The 26,371-nt window shown below is 69.2% G+C and carries 25 protein-coding genes and 1 tRNA gene; 8 read left to right on the top strand and 18 right to left on the bottom strand.

Features of this window, described 5'->3' with window-relative positions; translation table 11 throughout:
- Window positions 1-47: 47 nt before the first annotated feature.
- Entirely contained in the window at window positions 48-767 is a 720-nt protein-coding gene (locus LLS1_RS07335; RefSeq protein ID WP_226654396.1) for a DUF1345 domain-containing protein, read from the top strand.
- Between the two features lie 42 nt (window positions 768-809).
- Here the strand turns inward: LLS1_RS07335 and LLS1_RS07330 are convergent, their stop codons facing one another.
- Both LLS1_RS07330 and LLS1_RS07325 read right to left on the bottom strand, forming a co-directional pair.
- The gene (locus LLS1_RS07330) at window positions 810-2,681 is read right to left on the bottom strand and encodes an alkyl/aryl-sulfatase (protein WP_226654394.1); all 1,872 of its coding nucleotides are present in this window, start codon (window positions 2,679-2,681) and stop codon (window positions 810-812) included.
- Window positions 2,682-2,795: 114 nt separating this feature from the next.
- A complete protein-coding gene (locus LLS1_RS07325) occupies window positions 2,796-3,140 on the bottom strand; it encodes a helix-turn-helix transcriptional regulator (RefSeq protein ID WP_223357945.1) in 345 nt (114 codons plus the stop codon).
- A 130-nt stretch (window positions 3,141-3,270) separates the two neighbouring features.
- Between LLS1_RS07325 and LLS1_RS07320 the strand changes: the two genes are divergently transcribed.
- The 4 genes from LLS1_RS07320 to LLS1_RS07305 all read left to right on the top strand — a co-directional run bounded on the left by LLS1_RS07320 (window position 3,271) and on the right by LLS1_RS07305 (window position 5,809).
- Window positions 3,271-3,762 carry a hypothetical protein gene (locus LLS1_RS07320; protein WP_223357946.1) on the top strand — a complete coding sequence of 164 codons (492 nt, stop codon included), beginning with the start codon at window positions 3,271-3,273 and terminating at the stop codon, window positions 3,760-3,762.
- A gap of 124 nt (window positions 3,763-3,886) precedes the next feature.
- Window positions 3,887-4,300: a multidrug efflux SMR transporter gene (locus LLS1_RS07315; protein ID WP_226654392.1), complete on the top strand. Its 414-nt coding sequence runs from the start codon at window positions 3,887-3,889 to the stop codon at window positions 4,298-4,300.
- Window positions 4,300-4,629, top strand: a complete 330-nt coding sequence (locus LLS1_RS07310) for a multidrug efflux SMR transporter (RefSeq protein WP_223361008.1) — start codon at window positions 4,300-4,302, stop codon at window positions 4,627-4,629. The genes LLS1_RS07315 and LLS1_RS07310 overlap by 1 nt, the downstream gene beginning before the upstream one ends.
- Before the next feature lie 55 nt (window positions 4,630-4,684).
- Window positions 4,685-5,809 carry an epoxide hydrolase family protein gene (locus tag LLS1_RS07305; protein WP_226654390.1) on the top strand — a complete coding sequence of 375 codons (1,125 nt, stop codon included), beginning with the start codon at window positions 4,685-4,687 and terminating at the stop codon, window positions 5,807-5,809.
- A 119-nt stretch (window positions 5,810-5,928) separates the two neighbouring features.
- Here the strand turns inward: LLS1_RS07305 and LLS1_RS07300 are convergent, their stop codons facing one another.
- From LLS1_RS07300 to LLS1_RS07260, 9 genes are all read right to left on the bottom strand, one after another.
- Window positions 5,929-6,993 (bottom strand): LacI family DNA-binding transcriptional regulator, encoded by a 1,065-nt coding sequence (locus LLS1_RS07300; protein ID WP_226654389.1) that lies wholly within the window; start codon window positions 6,991-6,993, stop codon window positions 5,929-5,931.
- Between the two features lie 12 nt (window positions 6,994-7,005).
- On the bottom strand, window positions 7,006-8,079 hold the full coding sequence (locus LLS1_RS07295) for a C45 family peptidase (RefSeq protein ID WP_226654387.1): 1,074 nt from the start codon (window positions 8,077-8,079) through the stop codon (window positions 7,006-7,008).
- Window positions 8,080-8,166: 87 nt separating this feature from the next.
- On the bottom strand, window positions 8,167-9,228 hold the full coding sequence (locus tag LLS1_RS07290) for a P1 family peptidase (RefSeq protein WP_226654385.1): 1,062 nt from the start codon (window positions 9,226-9,228) through the stop codon (window positions 8,167-8,169).
- 14 nt (window positions 9,229-9,242) lie between these two features.
- Window positions 9,243-10,274, bottom strand: a complete 1,032-nt coding sequence (locus LLS1_RS07285; RefSeq protein WP_226654383.1) for a P1 family peptidase — start codon at window positions 10,272-10,274, stop codon at window positions 9,243-9,245.
- A 14-nt stretch (window positions 10,275-10,288) separates the two neighbouring features.
- Window positions 10,289-11,044, bottom strand: a complete 756-nt coding sequence (locus tag LLS1_RS07280) for an ATP-binding cassette domain-containing protein (RefSeq protein ID WP_223357953.1) — start codon at window positions 11,042-11,044, stop codon at window positions 10,289-10,291.
- A complete protein-coding gene (locus tag LLS1_RS07275) occupies window positions 11,041-11,889 on the bottom strand; it encodes an ABC transporter ATP-binding protein (RefSeq protein ID WP_226654381.1) in 849 nt (282 codons plus the stop codon). Before LLS1_RS07275 ends, LLS1_RS07280 begins: the two co-directional genes overlap by 4 nt.
- Window positions 11,886-12,767: an ABC transporter permease gene (locus LLS1_RS07270; RefSeq protein ID WP_223357955.1), complete on the bottom strand. Its 882-nt coding sequence runs from the start codon at window positions 12,765-12,767 to the stop codon at window positions 11,886-11,888. Before LLS1_RS07270 ends, LLS1_RS07275 begins: the two co-directional genes overlap by 4 nt.
- Window positions 12,764-13,735 carry an ABC transporter permease gene (locus LLS1_RS07265; RefSeq protein ID WP_226654379.1) on the bottom strand — a complete coding sequence of 324 codons (972 nt, stop codon included), beginning with the start codon at window positions 13,733-13,735 and terminating at the stop codon, window positions 12,764-12,766. The genes LLS1_RS07270 and LLS1_RS07265 overlap by 4 nt, the downstream gene beginning before the upstream one ends.
- A 2-nt stretch (window positions 13,736-13,737) precedes the next feature.
- Window positions 13,738-15,363, bottom strand: coding sequence for an ABC transporter substrate-binding protein (locus LLS1_RS07260; RefSeq protein ID WP_223357957.1), 1,626 nt, complete (start codon window positions 15,361-15,363; stop codon window positions 13,738-13,740).
- Window positions 15,364-15,663: 300 nt separating this feature from the next.
- On the opposite strand from LLS1_RS07260, the gene LLS1_RS07255 reads away from it, so the two are divergent.
- Together LLS1_RS07255 and LLS1_RS07250 are read left to right on the top strand one after the other, a co-directional pair.
- Window positions 15,664-17,505 (top strand): MOSC domain-containing protein, encoded by a 1,842-nt coding sequence (locus tag LLS1_RS07255; protein ID WP_226654378.1) that lies wholly within the window; start codon window positions 15,664-15,666, stop codon window positions 17,503-17,505.
- 41 nt (window positions 17,506-17,546) lie between these two features.
- Window positions 17,547-20,468 (top strand): aminotransferase, encoded by a 2,922-nt coding sequence (locus tag LLS1_RS07250; protein WP_226654376.1) that lies wholly within the window; start codon window positions 17,547-17,549, stop codon window positions 20,466-20,468.
- A gap of 108 nt (window positions 20,469-20,576) precedes the next feature.
- On the opposite strand, the gene LLS1_RS07245 is transcribed toward LLS1_RS07250, so the two are convergent.
- The 3 genes from LLS1_RS07245 to LLS1_RS07235 all read right to left on the bottom strand — a co-directional run bounded on the left by LLS1_RS07245 (window position 20,577) and on the right by LLS1_RS07235 (window position 22,394).
- Window positions 20,577-21,212 carry a LysE family translocator gene (locus LLS1_RS07245; RefSeq protein WP_226654374.1) on the bottom strand — a complete coding sequence of 212 codons (636 nt, stop codon included), beginning with the start codon at window positions 21,210-21,212 and terminating at the stop codon, window positions 20,577-20,579.
- Window positions 21,209-21,781 (bottom strand): ABATE domain-containing protein, encoded by a 573-nt coding sequence (locus LLS1_RS07240; RefSeq protein WP_226654372.1) that lies wholly within the window; start codon window positions 21,779-21,781, stop codon window positions 21,209-21,211. Before LLS1_RS07240 ends, LLS1_RS07245 begins: the two co-directional genes overlap by 4 nt.
- 307 nt (window positions 21,782-22,088) lie before the next feature.
- Window positions 22,089-22,394, bottom strand: coding sequence for a transposase (locus tag LLS1_RS07235; protein ID WP_226654370.1), 306 nt, complete (start codon window positions 22,392-22,394; stop codon window positions 22,089-22,091).
- A 38-nt stretch (window positions 22,395-22,432) separates the two neighbouring features.
- Here LLS1_RS07235 and LLS1_RS07230 point away from each other — a divergent pair, with 38 nt between their 5' ends.
- Window positions 22,433-22,852, top strand: a complete 420-nt coding sequence (locus LLS1_RS07230) for a site-specific integrase (protein WP_374758253.1) — start codon at window positions 22,433-22,435, stop codon at window positions 22,850-22,852.
- A 12-nt stretch (window positions 22,853-22,864) separates the two neighbouring features.
- Here the strand turns inward: LLS1_RS07230 and LLS1_RS07225 are convergent, their stop codons facing one another.
- The 4 genes from LLS1_RS07225 to LLS1_RS07210 form a co-directional block, all read right to left on the bottom strand.
- Window positions 22,865-24,628, bottom strand: a complete 1,764-nt coding sequence (locus LLS1_RS07225) for a hypothetical protein (RefSeq protein ID WP_226654368.1) — start codon at window positions 24,626-24,628, stop codon at window positions 22,865-22,867.
- Entirely contained in the window at window positions 24,628-25,689 is a 1,062-nt protein-coding gene (locus tag LLS1_RS07220) for a protein kinase (protein ID WP_226654367.1), read from the bottom strand. The genes LLS1_RS07225 and LLS1_RS07220 overlap by 1 nt, the downstream gene beginning before the upstream one ends.
- A gap of 17 nt (window positions 25,690-25,706) precedes the next feature.
- On the bottom strand, window positions 25,707-25,997 hold the full coding sequence (locus tag LLS1_RS07215; RefSeq protein ID WP_226654365.1) for a helix-turn-helix transcriptional regulator: 291 nt from the start codon (window positions 25,995-25,997) through the stop codon (window positions 25,707-25,709).
- 181 nt (window positions 25,998-26,178) lie between these two features.
- A tRNA-Ser gene (locus tag LLS1_RS07210) sits at window positions 26,179-26,268 on the bottom strand.
- Window positions 26,269-26,371 lie beyond the last annotated feature (103 nt).

The following is a 26,371-nucleotide window of genomic DNA, read 5'->3' as shown; positions in this document are numbered from 1 at the left end:
GCACGGCGAATCGGGTGTAAAGCGCGCGAGTCTGCGATCATGTCCGGGTGGCCGCCGACGACAGCTCCACCACGACGACGGGCAGGACGCCGTTCCTCGCCTCCGATGTCGCGCGCAACCAGACCGCCCTCGTGGCGGCGATCGCGCCGACCATCGTCGGGTTCTTCGTCTACGACGCCGTCCGGCCGCTCCGCTTCACCCTCGGGACCGTCGCTCTCACGTCGTTCGGCTTCTGGATCTTCTACTCGCTCGCGTATCTCGTGCTGACCCAGCTCACCTTCGGACGCGCCACGTCCGCCGAGCTGACGACCTGGCTCCGGCGCACCACGCCCGTGCGGCGCAGAGAACGCATCGAGTCGTCGCTGAGCGGAGGCGGCCCCAGCGCGAACGCCCACTGGTCGATCCTCGCCATGGTCTCCGTCGCCGTCGTGTGGCTGACCCCCGGGCTGCTCGACAGCGTCCCCGCGAACGTGCTGGCGTTCACGGTCGTGGGCACGTCATGGGTCGTGACCGTGTACTCCTATGCCGTCCACTACGCACGAGTGAACTCTGTCGCACTCAACATCCAATTCCCCGGTGACCGGCCGCCGGTCTTCATGGACTACTTCTACCTCTCTGCGCAGGTCGCCACGACGTTCTCGTCGTCGGACGTCACGATCCTGACCACGCTCGGCCGCAAGGTCGTCACCGGGCAGACGATCATCGCGTTCGTCTACAGCACCTTCGTGATCGCGATGCTGCTGTCGGTCATCTTCCTGACCGACTGAGGCGGGGCCTCGACCGAGCGCGCTCGAGGCCCCCCGGAAGTCTCAGGGCAGCACGATCCCGAAGTCCGGGTCGCCCGGGTCCAGCACCGCCGTCAACTGGTCGAGGATGCCGATGTCGCCGTCCACGTCGAGGCCGTCGGAGGTGATGTCGCCGGCCGCCAGGCTCAGGAAGCGCGGCTTGGTGAGCCTGAGGCTGAGCGGCGCCGTCCCGTCCGGCTCCTTCTCGACGGAGATGAGGACGCCGTTGTGCAGGGTCACGTGGAAGCTGCGCCCGAGGTCGGTGAACGTGATGTCCAGCGCGAGATCGAGGTCCCACGCCTTCGGACCGTCGACCGTGATCGAGACGGCGTCGAAGATCTGCTCGGGCGACAGCTGCGCCAGGATGGCCGGAGCGTCGGTGCTCGTCGGCGTGCCGAAACCGCCCTCGCGCAGCTCGGTCGCGCCCGAGAGGAAGAAGTTGCGCCAGGTGCCGTTCTCCGCCCCGTAGCCCAGCTGCTCCAGCGTGTCCGCGTAGAGCGCCTTCGCGGCACCGTTGCCGGAGTCCGTGAACACGGCATGGTCGAGCAGGGTGGCCGCCCAGCGGAAGTCGCCCTGGTCGTACGCCTCCCGCGCGAGCTCGATCACGCGGTCCACCCCGCCCATCGCCGCGACGTAGCGCTCGGCCTGCGCCTGCGGCGGGTGCGGCCACAGACGCGCCGGGTTGCCGTCGAACCAGCCCATGTAGCGCTGGTAGATCGCCTTGACGTTGTGCGAGACCGAGCCGTAGTAGCCGCGTGTGCTCCACTCCGCCTCCAGGGCCGGCGGCATCCGGAAGTCCTCGGCGATCTCCGCCCCGGTCAGGCCCTTGTTGAGCTGGCGCAGCGTCTGGTCGTGCAGGTAGCCGTAGAGGTCGCGCTGCACACCCAGGAAGTGGACGATCCGCTCCGATCCCCAGGTCGGCCAGTGGTGGGAGGCGAACAGCACGTCGGCGCGGTCCCCGTAGCGCTGGATCGCCTCGCTCAGGTAGCGCGACCACACGTGCGGGTCGCGCACGAGCGCCCCGCGGAGGGTGAGGAGGTTGTGGAGGTTGTGGGTGGCGTTCTCCGCCATGCACAGCGCCCGGTAGCGCGGCAGGTAGAAGTGCATCTCGGCCGGCGCCTCCGTGTTGGGCGCCATCTGGAACTCGAACTCGACGCCGTCGATGGTGTGCGTCTCGCCGGTGTCGCGCACGTCGATCGTCGGCACCAGGATGCCCGGGGTTCCGGTGGAGGTCGTCTGCCCGAGTCCCGCGCCCACCTGTCCCGATGGACCGCGGTCGAGCGCAGCCCCGTACATGTATCCGGCCCGCCTGGCCATCGCCGTCCCGGCGTACACGTTCTCGGCGATCGCGTGCTCGAGGAACCCGTGCGGGGCGACGATGTCGACCCTCGGACTGTCGGGGTCGGCCGGGTCGACGATCCCGAGCACACCGCCGAAGTGGTCGATGTGGCTGTGTGTGAACACCACGGCCACGAGAGGGCGCTCACCGCGGTGCTTCCGGTAGAGCGCGAGCGCGGCCTTCGCCGTCTCGGCCGAGATCAGCGGGTCGACGACGATCACGCCGTTGTCCGACTCGATGAACGACATCACCGACAGGTCGAGGCCGCGCGCCTGATAGAGGCCGTCTAGCACCTCGAACAGCCCGTGTCGCGCGACGAGCTGCGACTGCCGCCACAGACTCGGGTTCACCGTCGCCGGCGCCTCCCCCTGCAGGAAGTCGTAGGTCGACGCGTCCCACACGACCTCACCGGCGCGGTCGCGGATCACCGGGTCGTCCAGTGTGCCGAGAAAGCCGCGGTCGGCGGCGACGAAGTCCGCCGTGTCGGCGAACGGCAGCGAATCCAGGAGTGCGCGGTTCGCCGACTCGATGGACGGGGTGGGATCGTTCTGCCGCATGCCAACTCCTTCGGTGGACGCATTCAGGGTGAATCATCGCCAACCCGCTGGGGGCGTGTCTAGTCCCCGTCCCGACCGCCCCGCCGCCGGCGAGCAATGGGATCGTCGCCGCGATCAGGCGCAGCCGCAGTCGTCGCCCTCGCAGCATCCCGGCTCGACGTAGAGCACGACGCGCAGCAGCTCGTCCAGCGCGGGGGCGAGGTGGCCGTCGGCGAGGCGGTACCAGATGCGGCGGCCGTCGGGAACCGCCTCCACGAGTCCGCACCCGCGCAGGCAGGCCAGCTGGTTGGACATGACCTGGCGCGAGACGCCGAGCGCGTCCGCGAGATCGGACGGGTAGGCGGGCGCTTCGCGCAGGGCGAGCAGCACGCCCACCCGGGTCGGGTCCGAGAGCGCGTGCCCGAAGCGGGCGAGTGCAGCCGTGTGGGTGACGGTCGCCGCGGGTGCGAGGAGGCTCATAGCATCGAGGGTACAGAGAACCCTGAATTAAGGGAATCATGAATCGTCCTGGCTGTCCGGAATGCGCCGATCGAGCGCATACTCGGTAGGGGTGTGGAGGCCGACGCCACATCCATCAGGAGGATGGACCATGCAGCTCTCACGCGACGCGATCGGCCGGGCCGTGGTGGACGAGATCGGAGAGGGCGCGCTCGACGGCGCTCCCGCCACGTTCCTCGGTTCCATCGTGACGGGGGTCGCGCTCGCGGTCGGCGAGAGCGAGGTGCGCTACATGGGTGCGAGCGCCGTCCTCTCCGACGACGTCATCGGGGTCCGCGTTGGCGCGTTCACCGACGGCACGGTCGCGACCGTCGAAGCCGCCTACTCCCTCCAGAGCGGCACCGCGAACGTGACCACCCGCGTCCACCGGCGCGGCGACCTCGATCGGCTGGAGGTCATCGGCGGCACCCCCTCCCTCGGCGTCGACGACAACGCCGACTGGCCCGGCCGGTTCACCGTCCGCGCGAGCTACCGCGACGGTCTCGAGCTCACCATCCCCATGAGCGAGGCCAACACTCCGCAGAAGCGCAGCTCCGTCTGGACCATCCTCTCCGCCCTCCGCGAGGACCTCGCGAAGCGCTGATCCGGGTGCGAGACGTGACTCGTTGCGGGTGCGCCGGGCCTCGCACCCGCACGAACTCACGTCGCGCGCCCGGTCTCATCGACGATTTCCGGACCAAGGAGGCGCTCATGCTCGGGAACATCGAGTGAGCCGCTGGCTCTTCCTCGCCGGGGCGATCCTCTTCGAGGTGACCGCTTCCCTGTCGCTCAAGGGCGCGCTGACGCATCCCGCGCTCTACCTCGTCGTCGCCATCGGCTACGTCGCGTCGTTCACCTGCCTCGGCGCATCGTTGCGGGCCGGGATGGCGCTCGGCGTCGCGTACGGCATCTGGGGTGCCACCGGCGTCGCCCTCACCGCTGCCCTCTCCACTGTCTTCTTCGGGGAGCCGTTCACCCCGCTGATGGGGATGGGCATCGCCCTCATCATCGGCGGGGTGCTGCTCGTCGAGCTCGGCTCGCAGGCGGCGCACCGCCGCGGGGCGGCCGCGGCCGTGGCGCGGGCGGCACCTTCGCCCGCGACCGCCGCGGGTTCCGATCCGGTCGAGGGAGGCCGCGAATGATCGTCTGGCTCGCGCTCGCCGGCGCCATCGTCACCGAGGTCTCCGGCACGATCTCCCTCCGCATGGCCACCACCGGCCCCTCTCCGAAACGCATCTGGTACCTCCCTGTGGCGGTCGGCTACGTGCTCGCCTTCACTCTGCTCTCGGTCACCCTCGCCCTCGGTCTCCCGCTCGGGATCGCCTACGGCATCTGGGCCGCCGTCGGCGTCGCCCTCACCGCCGTCCTCGGTCGCCTGCTCTTCCGCGAGCCCCTCACCCCGGTGATGGCGCTCGGCATCCTGCTCATCGGAGCCGGTGTGGTGCTGGTTGAGCTGGGCGCGGCGCACTGACGCGCCGGGAGGGACCGCGAACGGTGGCGCCGGCCTGGCGCGTACGGTGGTGGCGATGAGCATCGACGACTTCCGCATCCACGTGTCCGACGAGCTGCTCGCCGATCTGCGCTCCCGCCTCCGGGCGACCCGCTTCGTCGAGCCGCTCGGCTCCGTGCCGTGGGGCGGCGGCGCCGGCGGCGCGGTGCTGCGCGACCTCGTCGATTCGTGGCTCGCCTTCGACTGGCGGACGCGCGAGGCGGCCCTCAACGCGTACGACCAGCATCTGGCCGACGTGGGAGGCCATCGACTGCACTTCGTCCACGTCCCGGCCGCCGGATCGGCGGAGACGCGCATCCCCCTCCTGCTGCTGCACGGGTGGCCGAGTGCGTACACCGAGTATCTGCCGCTCGCAGAACTGCTCGCGAACCCGGCCGCGACGGGTTCGGACGCGCGGATCGCCTTCGATGTGATCGTCCCGTCGCTGCCGGGCTTCACCTTCTCCGAGCTGCCGGAGGGGCCGCTGACCCGTGCCGCGATCGCCGCGGACCTCCACGAGCTCATGACGACCGTGCTCGGCTACGACCGTTACGCCGCGTTCGGCGGGGACATCGGCGGGGGTGCGGCGACGTGGCTCGGGGTCGACCATCCGGATCACGTGATCGGGATCCAGCTCCTCCACGCCCCGTTCCCGAGCGACGGCGAGGCGCGCACCGAGGAGGAGCGCGACTATCTCGCGTCCGTCGACGCCTACGACGCGAGCGACGGCGGCTACAGCGAGATCATGTGCACGCGCCCGGACACCATCGCTGCCGCTCTCGCCGACTCCCCCGCCGGTCTGCTCGCCTGGATCGCCGACAAGTGGCATGACTGGGTGGACGGCGATCTGGACGCGGCCGTCGCCCGGGACGAGCTGCTCACGATCGCCACGCTCTACTGGGCGACGGGCAGCGTCGGCACGTCGTTCCGGCAGTACTTCGACTACGACGCGAACCCTCCGCGTCCGCCGATCGCCGCGCCGGTCGGCGTGCTGCTCAGCCGCGAACCCGTCATGGCGGGCTTCCCGCGCTCCCTCGCCGAGCGGGCGGCCGCCGACCTCCGCTCCTTCGAGCCTGCTCCGCGGGGCGGCCACTTCCTCGGCCTGGAGCAGCCGCACCTGGCGGCGGACCGCATCAGGGAGTTCTTCGGCGGGCTCGCCTGAGCCCGCCGAACTACCAGCCGCAGGCCGTGAGCTTCGCCACCGCCTCCGTGAGGACCGCGGGTCCGCCGACCAGCGTCACCGTGGTGACACATCTCCCGGTCCTCCGGCATCCGCACGACTCAGTCGTCGCGGCGGTGCCCGAGGCGTGCGGAGGCGGAATCGTCGGAGATGTCGAGGGCTCTCGCCGTCGAGTCCCGGAGGTTCAGGCTGAGTGGGAGCTCCTGGGCCGTCGGCGGCTCGACGCGGCCCTGCAGCAGGTCGAAGAGCAGGCGGGCGCACGCCTGGCCGGCTTCGCCGCCCTTGGTGTCGATCGCGGTGATCGGCGGGTGCGCGGCGCGGAGGTCGCTGCTGTCGACGCAGGACGCGAGGAGGATGTCGCTGCCGATCTTCCGGCCGTCCGCAGCGAGCGCGTGGGAGATCGCGGTGGCCACCCCGTCGCCGGCGCCGATCAGCGCGTCGGTGTCGGGCGACTGCTCGAGCAGGGTCCGGGCGGTGTGCTGCAGTGTCGCCGTGTCGGCTCCGAACGGGGCCACCTCGAGGCGGGGCTCGACACCGATCGTGCGGCACCAATCGCGGTAGGCGCCCTGGATCGCGTGCGACCAGTCGGAGTTGGTGGTCGAGGCGATCAGGGCGGGGTGCTGCGCGCCGCGGGCGTTGAGGTGCTCCAGCAGCAAGGTGGTGTACTGGGCGTGGTTCGACCACACGACGCCCGCCGGCTGTCGCCCTCCCGGCAGGCGCTCCGACGAGACGACAGGGAGCCCGGTCCCCAGCAGCCGGGTGATCATCGGGTCCTCGAGGACCGGGTCGATGAGCACGATGCCGTCGACGTGCGGGCTGTATGCGGGGCGGGCGTCCGCGGCCGCGACGATGAGCGTCACGTCGTAGTCGAACGCCGCGGCCTCGTTGACGACCCCGTACACGAAGGACAGGTAGTGCTCGCTCCGGACGAGCACCTGCGGGATGTAGAGGCCGATCGCCCCCGTGGTCGCCGTGCGCAGCGAGCGCGCCGAGCGGTTGATCGAGTACCCGAGGCGTTCCGCGGCGACCATCACCGCGTCGCGCGTCGCCGGCGAGACCCGGCCACGCTCGCTGAGGGCGTCGGAGGCCGTGGTCTTGCTGACGCCGGCGGCCCGGGCGACGTCGATGATCGTCACCGGTGCGTGCGTCGGAGCTTTCTGAGCCATGCTCCCCTCCCCCTAGAAGACCTGCCAGGATTCCCGCGACGCTGTGCACGGGCCGCCTTCGTGGAACTGGAGATGCGCGTGCTCCAGGTCGAGCGAGATCGTGAGCAGGGTCTGCCAGCGGTGCTCGAAGGCGAGGTGGGGGTCGGGGTGACAGCACACCGGCGCACCGTCCGCCTCGTGGATGAGCATACCGGCCACCCGCCGCAGAGGATCGGAGGACGAGAGCGACGCCCGACGCTCGCGCAGCCGGTCCAGCCGGCGGTAGCTGCTGGAGGTGCCGGGGACGAGTTCCCCGGCCGCGAGACGGTCGTCGAGGAAGTGATTGGTGTGGAGGAGCAGGCCGCCGTCGGAGGGCAGTACCGTGGCGTGACCTCCGGGGCTCAGCTCCACGCTGACCGCCTGCGGACCCGCCGCGGAGGCGGCCACGATCGTGAGCACCGTGGATGCGGTGACCTCGGCGGACAGCGCGATCGCCACCGCCTCCTCCAGCGTTCCCGCTCCGTCCAGGACGCCGCGCGCGACCGCGTGCACCGGGACGCCCATGCCGCCGCCGTCCTCCGCGTGGTTGAGGATGTTGAAGTGCACCCCGACGCCGTCGTTGTTCACGCCGATCTTGCCGAGGATGCCGAACTCGGTGAAGTAGCGCACCTCGCGGCCCTCGGCCGTGCGGGAGCGGACGACGAGCGTGTCGTCGTTGGAGACGTCGTGCCAGTCCCAGGTCTGCACGGTGCGGGGCGCACCGGTCTCCGGGAGGTAGACCGACGTCGAGCACTCGCCCTCCCCGATCGCGCCGACGGTCGCGAGGATCTCGGTTCGCGCGTTGAGCATCCCGAGCTCCCACGCCGCCCGTCCCGAGCCGGCCGCGAGCCCGTGGAGCTCGTCGGCGAGAGCCGGACGCCACGACGCGAGGCGCTCGATCGCGGTCAGCCCGAGGGCCGGGAGGTCGTCGGCGGCGACACCGACGACCTCGAACAGCTCGGTGTAGCCGGCGATGTTCGCGGCGATCCCGTCGGCGAAGGCGCGACCGAGTTCCTCCCCACGCAGGAACGGATCGGTCTGGGTCGTCTCGAAGCGGCGGACGGTCATGCGTTGTCCCTCTCTGGGCTCGGTGCTCGGTGCTGTGTTGCGGGTGTGGTGCTCGGGTCCGTTGTGCCGGACCGGGAGCGGGACGGGTCAGCGCGCGCTGCTGAGCACGGCGTCCCACGCGAGTTCGGACGCGATCGCCCCGAGCGCGATCGAGTTGACGGCCTGCTCACCGAGCCGGGTGCTGCCGGCCGGCGGGAGGGCGACCTCGTCGGTGGTCAGCGCGAAGAGCGTGTCGCCGTCGTGGTTGGTGTGGAACGGCTGGATGGCGCGGTTCATCGAACTGTGCACCTGCCGTCCGAACAGCCGCAGCTCCTTGTCGTCGAGCTTCACGTTGGTGATCACCGCCGTCACCGTGGTGTTGCCCGGCGACGTGGTCGGAACCTCCCCGGCGAGCAGGGCGGCCTCGTAGTCGATGACGGGGAGTCGCCGTTCCCCGGTCTCGCGGTCGTAGTTGCCGCGGATGACGGTCCCGTCCCGGTCGACGATCACGCCGACCGGGTTGACGACCGTGACGACCAGGATGCGCACGGGCCCGATCCGGCGGAAGGCCGCCCCCTGCCCGGTGAACTCGCACCGCGAGAGATCGACTTTGCCGGCGGAGGCGGCGATGCCCGCTCCCACCCGGCCGACCGGGATGGCGTCCTCCCGAGCCGCCAGCAGGGCTGCACGGCCGAGGGCGGCGTCCGGGACGATGCCGGTGTCGCGGGCGGCGAGATCGTAGATGACGGCTCCGGAGGCGGACCGCAGGTCCTGCCAGCCGACCCGGTTGCCCGTGCGTGCGAGAAGCTCCTCATCGACGCCGGTGGCCGCAGCCAGACCGTAGGACGATCCCCCGGCGAAGCAGATCGCGTGGTTGAGCTCCTCGTAGCGGCCGATGATGCCGATCGCGCCGCCCCGCGCGTCCACGGAGGTGCGCGCACCGGCCGGCACGGAGATCACGGTCGCGCCGGTCGGTCCCTCGACGTATTCGGCCGTGCCGACGGCGACGCCGGGGAAGTCGAACGCGACCTCCGAGCGGCCGGGACCGTGGGACGGGACGAGCTCGACATCGTCGTTGCCGACCCGGTCGCCCCAGAACGGCGGAGGGGTGAGCCGGTGCGGGAGGCTGTCGTCGTAGAGGGGCATCGTCGTTCCTTCGGTGCTGGTCATCGTCGTCTCCCGGTTCATCGCGCCGCTCGCAGCACCGCGTCCCAGGCGAGCTCGGAGGCGAGCGCGCCGACGGCGATGGCGGTGATCGGATCGTCCGCGCTCTCGGCGGCGTCCCGTTCGTCGAGATCGACCTCGTCGGTGGTCAGTGCGAACAGGGTGTCGCCGTCGAGCGCGGTGTGGAACGGCTGGATGGCGCGGTTCATCGAGCTGTGCACCTGCCTGCCGAAGTGGATCAGCTCCCTGTCGCTCAACCGCACGTTGGTCACCACGGCGGTGATCGTCGTGTTGCCGCGCTCGGAGTCCGGCCGCTGCGCGCGCTCGAGCGCCGCCAGATAGTCCGGCTCCAGGCGACGGCGACGGCCGGTGGCTGCGTCGTAGTTGCCGCGGATCACGTCGCCGTCCCTGTCGACGATCACGCCGACAGGGTTGACCACGGTGATGACGAGGACCCGTGCACGGCCCACCTGACCGAATGCGGCGCCCTGGCCGGTGAGCTCGGTGCGCGCGTAGGACAGCTTGCCCGCGCTCGCGCTCGCTCCGGCGCCGACCCGGCCGACCGGGACGCTGCCGTGCTCGGCGGCACGGATCGCGGCCCGGCCGAGGGCCGCGTCCGGGAAGATCGCGTTGTCGCGGGCCGAGAAGTCGTAGATGACCGCGGTGGAGACGAGCTTCAGGTCGTCGACGGCACCGCGGTTGCCGCCGCGCGCCCGCAGTTCGTCGGCGACCCCGGAACCCGCCGACAGCCCGTACACCGAGCCGCCGGTCAAGCAGATCGCGTGCGCGAAGTACTCGAACCCGCTGCTCAGGCCGATGGCCCCGCCGCGGGCGTCGATCGCGAGGCGGGCGCCGGCCGGGATGTGGAGCACGGTGGTGCCGGTCGGGCCCTCCGCGTACTCGGCCACGCCGACCTCCACACCGGGGAAGTCGTATTCGACGCGGTCGGCGCCGGTCCGCGTGAGCGGGACGAGGTCGAGATCGCGGTTGGCGATGCGGTCGCCCCACACCGGCACGCCGGTGAGTCGGTGGTCGGCGGTGGCGGGTGTCACGGTGCCTCCTGTTGTCACAGTGCCTCCAAGAGCTGGCGAGAGTATTCGTGCTGGGGGGTGTCGTAGAAGCGGCTCGTCTCGGCGAGCTCGACGATCTCGCCGAGCCGCATGACCGCGATCCGCTGCGCCACATAGCGCACCGCGGCGAGGTCGTGGGAGATGAACAGCGCTCCGAAGCCGTGCTCGGCCTGCAGGTCGACGATGAGGTTCAGGATCTGCGCCTGGACCGAGACGTCGAGCGCGCTGACGGCCTCGTCGAAGACGATGAACCGCGGCCGGGTGATCAGCGCACGCGCGATGGCGATGCGCTGACGCTGACCGCCCGAGAGCTCGTGCGGAAAGCGGTCGGCGAGCGCCGGGTCGAGCCGGACCTGTTCGAGCATCCGCGCGACGGCCGGCGCGTGGGCCGAGAGCTTCGAGCGGTCGAGCGCCGCCAGAGGCTCGGCGACCGACAGGGCGACCGGCAGACGCGGGTCGAGCGACCAGAACGGATTCTGCGGAACGGTCTGGACGAGCCCCAGCCTCTCCTTCCGCCTGCCGTACGGCTTGCCGAGGAAGCGCACGTCGCCCGAGGTCGGCGCGCGCAATCCCAGGGCGACGGCCGCGGTCGTCGACTTGCCGGAGCCGGACTCGCCGACCAGCCCGAGGGTCTCACCGGGGGCGACCGCGAGACTGACGTCGCGCATGGCGGTGAGCACCGACCGGCCGCGGCCCCAGCCGCTGACGAACTCGGTCGTCACGTGGTCGAGTTCGAGGATACTGGCGGTCATGGTCGCTCCGTTCTCGAGAGGGCCGCGACGTCCGCGACGCCGAACGACCCCGTGCGGATCCGTTCGCCGGGCGTCGCACGGGCGGGATCGGCCGCCGCGAGGGAGACGGTGTACGGGTGCTGCGGGTGCTCCAGGACCTGCGCGGCCGGGCCGTCCTCGACGACCGTGCCGCCGTACATGACGACGACGCGGTCGCACCAGCGACCGACCGAACGCAGATCGTGGCTCAGCCAGAGGACCGTGGTGCCGGCCTCTGCGGCGAGCCCGAAGATCAGCGTCGCCACGTCGGCGCGCACGTTGCTGTCGAGCGCGGCGGTCGGCTCGTCGGCGACGAGCAGACGCGGCGAACGCGCCATGGTCATGGCGATGACGACGCGTTGCGCCATCCCGCCCGAGATCTGGTGCGGGAACAGGCGCAGCACCCGCTCGGGCTCCCGGATGCGGACGCTCTCCAACCGGGCGACCAGGGCCGCCGTATCGGTCGGGAGACCGCGGAGTGCGAGCGCCAGCTGGCGCCCGATCCTCATGGTGGGGTCGAGCGCGGCCACGGGATCCTGGGGGATGAAGCCGAGGCAGTCTCTGCGGAGGCGACGGATGCCGTCGTCACCGAGGTCGAGCAGCGCGCTGCCGTCGACGAGCGCGCGTGTCGCGGTGACGGTGGCGTTGGCCGGCAGGAGCCTCCCGCACAGCAGCCCGAGGGTGGACTTGCCCGAGCCGGACTCGCCCACGATGCCGACGGTCTCGCCCGGCTCGACGCGCAGGGTGGCGCCGTCGAGGGCGCGCACGCGGGTGCCGCGGGTGGAGTACTCGACGGTGGCGTCCTGGAGGTCGAGGATCGCGGTCATGTCAGCCTCCTCGCTTCCCGCGGGTCGAAGCGGTCGCGCAGGGCGTCGCCGATGAGGTTGATGGCCAGGATGGCGACGACGAGCACGGCTCCGGGGGCGATGATCAGCCACGGCGCCGTCACCATGTAGACCGTGCCCTCCTGCACCAGCAGACCCAACGAGGACGCAGGCGGCTGGACGCCGTAGCCCAGGAAGGAGAGCCCGCCTTCCACGAGGATCGCGACCGAGAGCGCGTACGTCCCCTGCACCGCGACGGTGCCGGCGACGTTGCGGAGCACATGCCGCGTCATGATCGTCCGGGAGGTCACACCGCTGATCACGGCCGAGGTGATGAAATCGCGCTCGACGACCTGCCGGGTCGCCTGCCCGACCATCCTCGTCATCAGCGGCACGGTCACGAGCACGATGCTGGCGAGGGCGGCCACGATGCCGGGACCGACGACGGCCGCGACCAGGATCGCGAGCACGATCGCCGGGAACGCGTAGAGGATGTCGCCCACCCGCATGATCGTCCCGCCGGTCTTGCCGCCGCGGTAGCCGGCGACGATGCCGCAGAACGTGGCGATGACCGCGGTGAGCGCGACGGCCACGGCCGACAGCAGCAGCGTCGTCGTGATCCCCTCCAGCAGTCGGGGCAGGAGCGAGCGGCCGAGGCTGTCCGTCCCGGCGGGGAACTCCAGCGACGGCGGCGCCAGCCGGCGTCCCACGATGTCGGTGGGGCTGCCGCCCAGGCCGAGCAAGCGGCCCAGGACCGCGGAGAGGAAGAGGACCGTCAGCACCCACATGGCCGACGTGGTCAGGGCGTCGAACGAGGCGAGGTAGCGCCAGGCCCGTGCAAGGGCGTTGCCGCTGCGCTTCTCGGAGATGATCGCGGTCATGCTCTCCTCCCCTTCTTCGCGACACTGACACGGGGGTCGATGACGCCGGTGAGCACGTCGACCATCAGGCTCGCGAGCACGAAGACCGCGGTCGCGAGCAGGACGCAGGCCTGGATCACGGTGTAATCGCGGCGGCTCAGCGCGAGGACGAGGTAGCTGCCGAGGCCGGACACGTTGAACACCTGCTCGACGATCACGGCCCCGCCCAGGAGGTAGGCCGTGATCGTCGCGGTCAGGGTCAGGACGGGGATGAGGGCGTTGCGCAGGACGTGGTGCCGCACGATGAACCACGGCGACTCCCCGCGGGCGACGGCGGCGGCGATGTGCGGCTCGACCAGCACGCCCATCACCGAGTCCCGGGTCGTGCGAGCGGTGGCCGCCACGCAGAAGATGGAGAGCACCAACGCAGGCAGCAGAAGACTCACCGTCCCCGCCCAGAAGTCCTGAGCCGGGGAGACGAAGCCTCCCACCGACAGACCCAGATCGAACCGGGAGAACACGAACACCACGATCGAGCCGACGACGAACTCCGGGAGGCTGATCCCGATGGTCGACACGATCCGCGTGAGCGCACTGCGTCGGCCGGTCGACGCGTGCGTGCCGGCGGCGATCCCGAGTGGGACGCCGACGAGCAGGGTGACGATCATCGCGATCGCCGCCAGCATCGCCGTGACGGGGAGCCGCGCGAGGATCTCGTCGAGCACCGGTCGCTGGCTGGCGAGCGACAGGCCGAAGTCGCCGCGCATCGCGCTGCCGAGCCAGAGCGCGTACTGCTCGGGCAGGCTCTTGCCGAGGCCGAGCGTCTGCCGCAGCTGCTCCTTCGCCGCGTCGCTCGAGAGCGGGCCGAGCACGATCTGGCTGAAATCGCCGGGGAGGCTCCTGATCGCCACGAAGATCAGGATCGAAGCACCGAGCAGCACCACCAGTGCGCTCAGGAGCCTCCCCGGAAGCCACCGGAGGACGCGCATCGCTACTTCGACCCCGTCAGCCGGAAGTCGGTGAGGTAGCGGAAGATGTCGCCGTAGCCCTCGGTCGAGTTGATCGTGGCGCTCAGCTTGTCGGTGCGGTACGCGATCACGCCGGGCCGGGTCATCAGGGGCACCTGCTCCGCCGTGCGGTCGACTTCGGCGCACAGCTTGGTGAGGACGGCGTCGCGCGAGTCGCCGACGGGCTCCTCGTTGGCCTGCACCACCAGGTCGTTGAGCGTCTTCGAGCCCGTCATGAACCGCGAGGTGAAGGTGGCCTGGTCGGTGTTCCACCAGCGCGAGACCATCGCGGCGTCGCCGTAGCCGGCGTACCAGCTGATTCCGAGGTCGGCCGATGCGGTCTTGTCTCCGCCGTAGAACACGTCGGTGTAGGTCGCGGTGTCGACGAGCTTGATGTCGACCGTGATGCCGTAGGGCCGCAGCTGCTGCTGGATCACCTGTGCGATCTTGCCCGGCGCGCTCTCCTCGTTCCAGGTGACCAGGCTGAGGCGGATGTCGCTCGCGCCCGCGTCCTTCAGCAGCTTCGTGATGTCGTCCTTGCTGAGGGTGGCGGACGGGAGCTCGGAAGGCGTGCAGGAGCCGGGGAGCCCGACCGGGGTGACGCCCGTGGCCTTGCCGTGGCCGGCGAGCGTGAGGTCCGACAGCTGGGCGCGGTCGATGGCGGCGTTCACGGCGAACCGCACCTTCTCGTCATGCAGAGGGGAGGACGGGTCGGTCGAGTTGAGGATGAGGTAGTAGAAGTCGGTGTTCTGCTGGTTGACCGCCTTGACCTCCTTGGTGCCGGCGAGGAGATCGAGCGTGTCGGCGTTGTTGAAGAAGGCGTACTGCACGCTGCCGTCGCGGATGGCCGCCAGGCGGCTCGCCTCGTCCGGCACGATCTTGATGTCGAGCGTGTCGGGGCCGACCTTCTTCGCGTCGTAGTAGTGCGGGTTCTTCTCGAAGGTCCACGACTCGTCCTGCACGTGCGAGGAGGCGACGTAGGGCCCCGTGCCGACCATCTGCTTGGCGAGGTCGATCGTGCCCGCGCGCACCTCCGCGGCAGGGACGATCGCGGCCGGGGTGTTGGCGAGCGCTCCGAGGAGCGCGGTGTATGGCGCGGAGAGGTGGATGGTCACCTCGTCGGGCGCGTTGACCTCCACGGAAGAGATCGGGCCGAGCTGGAGCGCCCAGGACGATTTGCTCTCCTGGAGCAGCTCGATGCTGCCCTTGACGTCGTCTGCGGTCATGGGACGGCCGTTGGAGAACACGGCGTCCGTGCGGAGGTGGAAGACGTACTCGGTGGGGCTGACGATGTCCCACGAGGTGGCGAGCTCGGGCTTGAACCCGAACTTCTGGTCGACGGTGACGAGCGTCTGATAGCTGAGCCCCTCGATCGTCCAGGAGCGTGCGGTGGTCGCGTAGCGCGGGTCGAGGCCGTTCGCCTCGACCGTGTCGTAGTCGAGGTCGGCGTGCAGGGTGCCTCCGGTGGGGAGCGAGGTGTCTGCGACGCTGAGGAAGCCGGGCGAGACGTCGCCGGTTCCCGAGCTGACGTCTTTGTCATTCGAGGAACAGGCGGTGAGGAGCAGGGCGACCGTGACGACGGCCGTCCCGATTGTCAGGGATTTTCGCATGCTGGCGACTCCTTGCGCTGTGGGTGCGGCGAGGCCGCGGGGGCGGGCGGATGGGGGTGGGGGGACCCGGAGTTGCAGTGAAGTGCGATGCCGGATCGTTCCGGCATTGGAGGCAATGTAGCGTCACCTCGCGAACCGCGTCAATACCCGAAGCGAGAAATCATCAGCGGACTCGACCCGCCCGGGAGTCGGCAGGAGTTCGGCGGCACGGCCGGCCATTGACGAAGGGTGGCCGATGTCGCTATCTTCGCTGGCATGCCGGAACGATCCGGCTCGGACGCACGGCGGAAGGAGCAGCCGATGGCCCCAGCACGCGTCGAGAGCATCCTGCGCTACCCGGTCAAGGGCCTCGCCGGCGTCGCCGCCCGCGGGCCGGTCGAGCTGCTGCCGGGCCGCGGCCTGCGCTGGGACCGTGGCCACGCGATCGAGAACGGCATCGTCGCGCCGCGCAGCGCCAGCGGATGGAATCCCCGCGAGACGTACTTCCATGTCGCGAAGAACGAGCAGATCGTCCGGATCGCGACCGCCCTCGACGATGCGGAGAGCGCGCACCCCCTCCTGACGCTGACCACACTGCCCGACGGACGGGAAGCGACGCTGCGGCTCGGCGGGGAGACGCTGCAGGCGCAGGCGGTGGACGCCCTCCTGGCCGCCGCGCTCCCCGCCGGCCCCCTCGGTCCTCCCACCCTGGTCCGCCGGGGCGGCGGCCTCTGGGACTGGCCGGCCGCCGAGCTCTCGATCATCAACCTCGCCACCCTCGAGGCTCTGGCGGCGGCGGGCGACCATCCCGTCGATCCGCGCCGGTTCCGGGGCAACCTGTACCTGGAGGGCCTGCCCGCCTGGGGTGAGCTGGGCCTCCTCGGGCGCAGGATCCGCGTCGGAAGCGCGGTGCTCGAGGTCTTCCAGCCCACCGACCGCTGCCGGGCGACCACGATCGACCCCGCCACCGGCGTCTCGGACCTCAACGTGCCCGCCCTGCTCGCGAGCCGCTTCGGCCACATGTTCTGCGGCGTGTACGCGCGCGTGGTCGACGCGGGCCGGATCGCCGCCGGTGATGGGATCGAGATCGTGGGAGACGCCGATCCCCGACCGGCCGGGAGCCACGACTGGCCGCGCACCGCACGCGTGCTGGAGCGCGTGGTGGAATCTCCCTCCGTCGTCAGCTTCTGGTTCGACGACCCGCTCGGGCTGCTGCCGCTGGCCGCCGCCGGACGGCACGTGCGCATCCACCTCCCGGGCGCGGAGGCCCCGGCGTGGCGGTGCTACACGATCTCGGGCGTCGAGCCGGGCCGGTTCCGGATCAGCGTCAAACGCGACGGGAGGATCTCCCGTGCGCTGCACGACGCGCTGAGAACGGGCGGCGAACTCGTCGTCACCGGGCCGTTCGGCGATGTCACCCTCGACGACGCACCGGACGAGACAGGAGGCGTGCTGCTGCTCAGCGCCGGCGTCGGCATCACGCCGACCGTCGCCATGCTGCGCGCGCTCGGCGAGACCCGCCGCCCTGTGCGGGTCGTGCACACGGAGCGCTCCGGCGACGACCTCTCGCTCTGGCACGAGGTCGTCGCGCTGTGCGCGACGCTGCCCGACGCCCGCGCACAGCTGCATCTCTCCCGCGAGAGCGACGACCAGGCGGCGGAGCTCGGCGCGATCGCCGGCCGCCCCACCGACGCCCATCTCTCCTCCGCTCTCGCGGAGCTGGCCGGACCGGAGGGCGCGGCGATCGATACGGTCTCCGCGTACGCGTGCGGTCCCGGCACCTTCGCGATCGACCTCCGGGACCGGCTCACGCGGCTCGGGCTGCCCGCCGACCGGTTCGAATACGAGGTCTTCTTCTCGCCGACGGCCGCCGCGCTCGCTCCCGCGCGCACGCCCTCGACGGCCGGCCCGCACCGCCTTCGCTTCGGGGACGACGAGACCACGTGGACTCCGGCCTCCGGGTCGATCCTCGACGCCGTGGAGGGGGTCGGCGCCGACTGGCCGAGCGGCTGCCGGGTCGGCGCGTGCGGCACCTGCGCGCGCGTGCTGCTCAGTGGGACGGTCGAGTACCTGACCGATCCGCTGACGCCGCCTGCAGCCGGCTGCGTCCTCGTCTGCTGCAGCGCCCCGACCTCGGACGTGGCGCTCGAACCGCCCGCCTGACCGCCACACCCTCCTGACCCCTCCCTTCCGAAGGAACCGACGTGAACACGCACTCCGCCCTGCCTCCTGCCGGACTCGTACAACCGACCCCGCCCACGCTCGACGCCGCGGAGGCGGAGGCCGTCGCGTTCGACGGATTCGGCGTCCGCGGCGTCGCGCACGCGCTCGGAAGCCATCAGGACCGCAACTTCCTCCTGCGGACCGAATCCGGCCGGCTCCTGCTCAAGGTGGCGAACCCCGGCACCACGGCCGAGGAGTTGGAGGCGCAGTCGGCGGCTGCAGCCCGCGTCGCCGAGGTCGCGGGGATTCGCGCCCCGCTCTCCCGCCGGCGCCAGGACGGCAGCACGGTCCACACGTTCCGCGAGGGCGGCCGGCCCGACGGGCGGACGCTGAACGCGCGGCTGCTGGAGTACGTCGACGGAACACCGCTCGCGGGCGCCGGTCACCTCTCCCGTCCGAACACGCGCGCGATCGGCTCCCTCGCGGCCCAGGTGGACATCGCACTGGCCGACCTCGACCACCCCGGCCTGGAACGCGTCCACCAGTGGGATCTGCGCCGCGCACCCCAGGTACTCGACGCACTCCTCCCGTTCGTTGGCGACGCGGCGTTGCGCGGTCGGCTGCTCGTCGCCGCCGAGTCGGCCTGGGCGCACGTGCAGCGCGTCGAGCCCCGGTTGCCGGTCCAACCGATCCACGGCGATCTGACGGACGACAACCTCGTGTCGGACGACCCTGCCGGTCGGCGTCCCGACGGGGTGATCGACTTCGGCGACCTGAACCGCAGCTGGCGAGTGGCCGAGCCCGCGATCACGGTCTCGTCGCTGCTGCACCATGCCGGGGGCGGCATCCAGACCGCCCTGCCCGCACTGGCGGCGTACGCCGCCGCGTCCCCGCTCAGCCACGACGAGGCCGAGGCGCTCTGGCCCCTCGTCGTGCTCCGTGGCGCGGTGCTGATCGCCAGCGCGCACCACGTACTGGCGACCGATCCCGGCAACGGCTACGCCGCCGAGAACCTGACGCACGAGACGGCGATCTTCGAGCGCGCGACCGCCCTCCCGCTCGAGGTCGCCACCGCGCTGGTCCTCGACGCGACCGGCCATGAACGCCCGCTCCTGGTCATGCCGGAAGCCGGGCCGCTCATCCCCGCCCTCGCCCCGGCCGATATCGCGGTCCTCGACTTCTCCGCGTCGAGCGAGGCGCTCGAGGGCGGCGTGTGGCTCGACGCGGAGGCGGAGACGAGGATCGCGGCCGAGGCCCTCGCCTCCGGCGCCCGCGCGACGCTGACGCGGTTCGCGGAGCCGCGACTGACCCGCTCCCGTCCCCTGGACCCCGCCGAGCCGGAGAACGCGGTGCTCGGCGTCGAGCTCACATTCGCCGCACCCCAGCGACTCGTCGCGCCGTGGCCCGGTGTCGCGGACGTCTCGCCCGACGGGGTCGAGCTCCGCGGCGGCGGCCTCCTGCTGCGATTGGAAGGGGCGGAGGCCGTCGTCGATCCGGGCACCGCCGTCGAGGCGGGGGACCCGGTCGGCGTGGCGGACGGAGCGTTGGCCCTTCGCGTGCAGCGGGCGGATGCCACGACGGTGTGGGCCACCCGACCCGCGCTCGTCGCCGCCTGGCGGGCACTGGTCGCCGACCCGACGGCCCTTCTGCTCGGCCGGACCCCGTCGCCGACCGCCGCGCCCGCCGACGAGCTGCTCAGACGGCGGGACCGCGCGTTCGCGCGTGTGCAGGAGCACTACTTCGATGAGCCTCCCGTCATCGTGCGCGGCTGGAAGCAGTACCTGATCGACGCCGACGCGCGCGTGTACCTGGACGTGCTCAACAATGTCAGCGCCATCGGGCACGCCCATCCCCGCGTCGCGTCGGCCGTCGGTCGGCAGCTCCGCACGCTGAACACGAACTCTCGTTTCAACTACCCGGCCGTGGTCGAGTTCTCCGAACGCCTGAGCGCCCTCCTGCCCGACGAACTCGACAGCGTCTTCCTCGTGAACAGCGGCTCGGAGGCCGTCGAGCTCGCCCTCCGGCTCGCTCGTGCGGCCACCGACCGGGAGGACGTCCTCACCATGCGGGAGGCCTATCACGGCTGGACCGGCCTCGCCGACGCCGTCTCGACCTCCCTCGCCGACAATCCGCACGCGCTCTCCACCCGTCCCGGCTGGGTGCACACGGTGGACGCACCGAACAGCTATCGCGGCACCCACCGGGGCGCGGACGCGGGCGCGTACGCGCTCGACGCCGTCGCCGAGGTTCACCGTCTGGCGGCGGAGGGAACCCCGGTCGGCGCCGTCATCGCCGAGACGTTCTACGGCAACGCCGGCGGCATCCCGCTGCCGGACGGGTACCTCGCCTCGGTCTACGCCGCCGTCCACGCGCACGGCGGCGTGACGATCGCCGACGAGGTGCAGGTCGGGTACGGCCGGCTCGGCGAGTGGTTCTGGGGCTTCGAGCAGCAGGAGGTCGTCCCCGACATCGTCGCCGTCGCCAAGGCGATGGGCAACGGCCACCCGCTCGGTGCGGTCATCACCTCGCGGGCGATCGCGGAGCGGTTCCGCACGCAGGGCTACTTCTTCTCCTCCGCGGGCGGGAGCCCCGTGTCCTGCGTCGTCGGCCTGACGGTCCTCGACGTCCTGCGCGACGAACGCCTGCAGGAGAACGCCGCAACCGTCGGCGCACACCTCGCGCGGCGGCTGCGCGAGCTGGGCGACCGCCACCCCCTCATCGGGGCCGTGCACGGCTCCGGACTCTACCTCGGCCTCGAGTTCGTGCGCGACCGCGAGACGCTCGAACCCGCCACGGAGGAGACCCGGGCGATCTGCGAGCGCCTCCGCGAGCTGGGCGTCATCGTGCAACCCACGAGCGACCGCCAATGCGTCCTGAAGATCAAGCCCCCGCTCTGCCTCACCATCGCCGACACGGACGCATTCGTCGAGCGGCTGGACGAGGTGCTCACGACGGGGTGGTGAGTCCCCCGCTCGTACTCTTCCTCGGTCAGCTCACCGCTGCCGTGCAGGTCGGAGAGCTGCTTCAGCTGGTCCGCCGTCGACGACGCCTCCGCGTTGTCGACGGCGGACTCAGCGCTCCGCGAGCGACGCAACCAGCTCCCATCCGACGACGCCCGCCAGGCAGGTGTAGACGATCCCCGCCAGGACGCTCAGCATCCGGGCGGCGGACGAGCCCGGCGCGAGACGGCGCTGGAGCACACCGGCGAGAAGGCCGACCGTCGTATCGACGACGTAGCCGATCGCCATGAAGCACAGACCGAGCAGCACGAACTGGGCGGCGCTGGATTCGGCGGAGCCGAGGAACTGCGGCAGGAACGCCAGGAAGAACAGCGCCATCTTGGGGTTGGTGAGGTTGACGACGAGACCCTGCCGAAACCACGCGCCGTCCCGCCCACCCGATCCGACGTCGGCACCGCGGCGCGCCTCGCGAAACGCCTCCACGGCCAGCCAGGCGAGGTAGCCGAACCCGATCAGGCGCAGCAGGTTCAGCGGCCACGGAAGCTCGCGGACGAGGGTGCCGGCTCCTGCGGCGACGGCGAGCGAGTAGACGAGCACGCCGAGGGCGACCCCCGCCGACGCGCGCAGCGCAGCAGTCCGACCGCCGCGGATGCCCACCGCGAGCATGTAGGCCATGTCCGTTCCCGGGGCGATGCAGATCAGCAGGCTGGCCAGGAGGAAGAGCGGGAGGACGGCGACATCGATCATCGGGCGGCTACCGCGCCGGCGACGGGATTGCGGTGGCGATGCCTGTCGACCCTCGCGCGGTTGCCGCACCCCGGGCTGCACCACCGCTGGTTGCGCCGCGAACGGTGGAATATCTGCCCGCATCCCGGCGCCTCGCAGATGGCGATCGCGGCCAGGTCTTCGCGGGCGAGGAGATCGACGGTCGCTGCCGCGAGGACGCCGAGGAGCGCCGGGAAGCCGGCATCGGCCGCCAGCCGGCTCGTTCCCGGAACCGTCGCCAGCAACCGTGAGACGCCGGCAGCGCGCACCCGGGAGTTGATGAGCTCGATGTCCTCCGTCGCCAGGGGCATCCCCCGGGCCGCGCAGCGGAGCAAGCGGTCCGTGGCGTCGCGCTGCTCGAGCACCTGCCCCAGCTCGATGTCCCCGCCGTCCACCGCCGGCAGCCACGCGGGCTCGGCTTCGATCCACGCGCGGAACTCCTCGACAGTTCCGATGAGCTCTGCGCGTCGAACACCCAGCCCGATGGTGGTGTTGGCGAAGTCGACCGCCAGATGGTCGCCCAGCCAGATCCAGCGCGTCCGTGAAGTCACGCCCACATCATGGACCTGTCATGGATTGTTGCGCAAAAACCATTACATGGACTCGGGTAACGATGCGGCAGTTCGTCCAGGATGAAGGACGGGCAGGTCGCGGCGGACACGTCGACGCACCCCAAGGCTCCTGGGTCACAGCTAAGGGCGTGAGGAAGGAATTGGTGACAGGTTGGGTTTAGGCCGCGAGGGTTCGTGGCGCTGGGGGTAGCTTCGCTTCGAACTCGATGGGCGTCAAGCCGCCGACGGTGTCCTGGGCGCGTTGGCGGGGACCCCGCGGCGGCGTGCTCGGCAACGAGCGGGTATGTCATTTTGGGGAGCCACCGAGCTTCAGGTTCGCCTGCGACAGATACGCCGCCGCTATCCGAAGCACCTCGCTCTCCTGCTCGAGCAGCCGGTTACGGCGACGCAGCTCACGCACCTCCGCTGCCGCATCGACGGTGTGACCAGGACGGTAGCCGTCCTCGACGTTGGCTTGATGCAACCAGTTCTGCAACGTCGCCGCGCTGATACCGAAGTCCGCGACGACCTGCTTGATCGTGACACCGTCCTCACGGCGCCGGGCAACCGCGACGACATCGTCACGGAACTCTCTGGGATAGGGAGCGGGCATGATGACATCCTCCCCGTTAGCACCCCACGGCACTAACGATCAGTTGTCACCAATTCCTTCCTCACGCCCAGTCCCGAAGTGTTCCGTTTCCACCCTTTCTTGCCCCGCTGTTGGAAGAGCTCTGTTCTCAGAAGAAGCCGTATCAGCTTCTGTTCGGAGACGGCAGCAATTACTTGCACCAACCAGATCGCCGCCGTGGATGGTACATCGGAGCAATCGCTAGGTCGCAGAGCTCGGACCCATATTCTCCTCGGGTCACGATTCACGACCTTCGACACACGGCAGCCAGCCTCGCGATTAGCGCAGGCGCGAACGTCAAGGCAGTCCAGCGAATGCTGGGCCACTCTTCTGCCGCGATGACGCCCGACACCTACGCTGATCTCTTCGATGACGACCTGGACGCAGTGGCTGTTGCGCTCGATCTTGCGCGTTCGAAGGCCACTCTTGAGTCGACCTAACCCTTACTGCAGCTATATCGAAAGCGGCCACGGATAATTGCGCGATTTGACCACTCCATAGACCCGAAGGAATTCTGGCCGATCTCTCCAGTCATCTGGCAATGCAACCGGAGGGAGCGACAAGGCCTCAATCACCCTGTTGTCATTCGAGTCCAAGATGCCAAGTTGCCGGACAACAAGTGCCTGGAACAATGTCATCAGGCTTCGGTTGCCATCGCCTCGTTCATCCGCCTCGTCCGCGGCCTGGCGATACAGCTTCATACCCCGATCGATGTCGGCCAATGCGAGATAAGCAAGCCCAAGGGTTGCCTTCAGCACGAAAGACTCATCCGCGTGATCTGCCAGCAGCTTTATGGATCGTTCCGGCATGCCAGCCATTGCGAAGATGTAGGCGAGATTATTCAACTCAAGTGGGTCACTCGGCCCCTGTTCGAGGAGAGTCTGGGCGATCTCTGCTGCTTCCCCCCAGCGCTCCGAACCAATTCCCAGTGCAACCAACGCCGCAGATCTTGCGAAATTGTTTGACGGCTCCAATTCGAGCCAATGAAGAGATTTCTCGATCGCAAGGTCGTTGTCGCCTTCTAGCGTCGCTAACTGGTACTCGACGAAGGCTGCACGCGCCGGCGACATGATTCCAGCACTCTGCGAGAAGACATTCCGAAGCACCGCCGCGTGGCGCTTCCGGACACTTACCTGCGCGAGGTTTGCAACCACTACGTCTTCGGCGGGGTGCTCATCGTGAAGACGAACCAACTGCCGGATTGCTTCATCGTTAGTTACTTTGCCGTAAACCACCCTGAGTCTCGCGAGATTGCTCTGGACTTCAGCTAACGTCCCCGCGTCGGCTTCAGCCTTGGCCAATTGCGTCGCCCGAGCGAAGAGCGGCTCCGCCCGACCGAACTCTCGCTGACCAAGAAATGCACGGGCCTGAATGATGAGCAGACGTGATGTGGGCGAAACGCCGCGATCAAGAACGCGCGAAACTTCCCGCTTCGTCTGATCAAACTCCTTGCATTCGAGAAGCAGCTCCAAGTAGTGCAAAGAAACATCCACACGTCCTGGCGCTGAGCGCGTCGCCTGCAGGGCCGCCGCAATTGCCTTCCGCCGCGAACCGAGACGCCACAGAGCGATCGAGAGGTTATGCGCGCTATCCGCGTCATCGGGCGCTCGGCGTAGGGCGGCCCGTAGCTTTGCGACCGCGGCTGCGTCATTTCCCTCGCTAACGAGGAGATACCCGAGGACGGCATCCTGGCCATCCACGGACGCACCAGCAATGAGTTCCCGAGCTGCAGCAAAGTCGCCCGTGCCCACTACCGCAGCACCAATCACTAACTGAGTGTGGGGGTCTATTGGGAGTTGGTGTGAAAACTCGACTGCCTTATCAAGCAGATCAAGACGGATCAGCATCTCCAAGCAAATCCGAGCAGCGGCGGGATCTAACAGAGCACCAGACGCGTCTCGCGCACATAGACCAAGTACCTGTTCGGCCATTGCAATCGCGTCATCAGATTGGCCCGAGGCCTCAAGAGCCTGCGCCAAGGACGCCCCGGTTGTCGAAGATGGCACGCGCTCATACTGAGCGCGAGCATTCATAAGTGTCACATCGACGGCAAGCTGAGCTTGAGCATCCAGAGTACCGCTGCGATCCGAACGCGCAGGGGGCACTCCCCCGGCTTCAACGAAACTGCTCTTCGATCCAGGTTGCGCCGGCGTAGGGGAGTCCGCCTGGAAACTTGTATCGGCGGCAATAATCTCCAGATCACCGATGGCGCGCATTAGGCTGACTTCCTCGCGCGTCGGTGCTCATCGCGGATTTCGATCTCCAGACGGTGAATCATGATGTCTGCTCTCCTCAATATCCAAGCAAGTTTGTCGCGAGAGGTCCTGTCGCGACTGAAAGGAGCCTTGGCCAGCCGTTCGCTGGGCTCGGGCTGACAGAGACTGGTTAAGACGGCAGTCGCGTCCTGCTGAACCGACTTCGGGAGCTCTGCCACAACGGAAGCGATTACGTTTCGATACTTCAACCTGAGCGCGGAAAGGTCGCGGTGTCGGTCAAGCTGAAAGTCCGCCCGCCCTTCCTCAAACGCCATCCTGAAATCCCCGATAGCTAGTGCAGTGATCGGCTGACCCGTGGTGAGCTCAACAAGTAGCGAGCCCAGCCCGTAGTAGTCCGCGGCCAGAAGGTCTTCTCTGGCGTGACCGCCCTGCCAAAATAGCGCTTCCGGAGGAGCAAATCGCAGGTCTCCGCGACCGACCACATACTCGACAACAGGCCTGACAGGTGGCACGTTCATATCCTTGGAACGGCCGAGATCGCCGAATCGCACGGTGGTCTCGTTCTTGCTAACGAGAAGAAGGCAGTTGCTGCACTTCAGATCACGATGGGCTACCCCGTGAGAGTGCATCTGCATCAGGCTCTTGATCATGCCCCGCCATAAGCGAAGTTTCTCAACCCATTCGAGTCGGGCACGTGAAGCCGGATCAAGGATCAATTCGTCGAGCGACCCGGACGCCAGAGTCAGAACGTGATAGCGGACATCCAACGGGATGGTGATGGACCCAGCGGCCACAACCTCGATCTGGCCCGTCCCTCCGTCGATGAAGTTTAAGGTCCCAGAACACGGGTTCAGTTGATTAAGGAGGACACCCTCGTTCTGGAAGTCGGTCGTGGCCTCCAGGTCGTTGTTCGGCGTTAGCACCTTGACTGCCACTCGCGAACCCGTCGCCTCATTCGTCCCTTCAAAAACGATCCCGAAGGCGCCCTCCCCAAGCCATCGATCGAGCTTGTATCCGCCCAGCGTCTGTCCCGCGAGCGCGGCAGTCCACTGGTTCGTCACTGATCCCCCACGATCCGCTAACCCGCATACCTCTCGCGAAGCCGTGAAATCTCTTCAGGATGCGCACGCAGAATGGCGAGTACATCTGATGGAATCTGGCCCTGAGCAATCTCAATCACCTCAGCCGGAACCCGGTAGTAATCCGAAAGTCTTTGAGCGGTCTGCTCGCCCACTGGACGTTCACCTCTCTCAATACGAGAAAGCTGAGACGGTGCCAGCCCGAGTTCGGAGGCCGCCGAGCGCAACGTCTGCCCCTCCCGGCGACGTAGTTCGCGCAGCAAAGATGCTGCGCTTCCGCTGTTTTCCATGTAACTACTTTAGTCCACTGTTGCCATTCTTGGCAACACCTCGGCTACGCCGATGGGCTGCGCCACCTAGGCGTGAGAAAGATCGCGACTGATGTAGTCAAAATGTAGTCAAAAAGGCTGGCGGCAGTAAGCAAAAACCCCCGGATCCCATATAAACACAGGGATCACGGGGGCTTCGAGCTGGCGGTACCGGTGGGATTTGAACCCACGGTGGGCTTTCACCCACACAACTTTTCGAGAGTTGCACCTTCGGCCGCTCGGACACGGTACCGCGGACAATCTTAGGCGAGGATTCCGCTGACCGCCAATCAGCGTCCACCCAGCGAGCGCACAGTCCGCGCCGACCCGGCGCACACGGTGCGCGGAGTACGCTG

The sequence above is a fragment of the Leifsonia sp. LS1 genome, assembly GCF_020521355.1.
Classification (GTDB): domain Bacteria; phylum Actinomycetota; class Actinomycetes; order Actinomycetales; family Microbacteriaceae; genus Leifsonia.
Note: the sequence above shows the minus strand (reverse complement) of the source record. Positions and strands in the feature narration are given on the sequence as shown.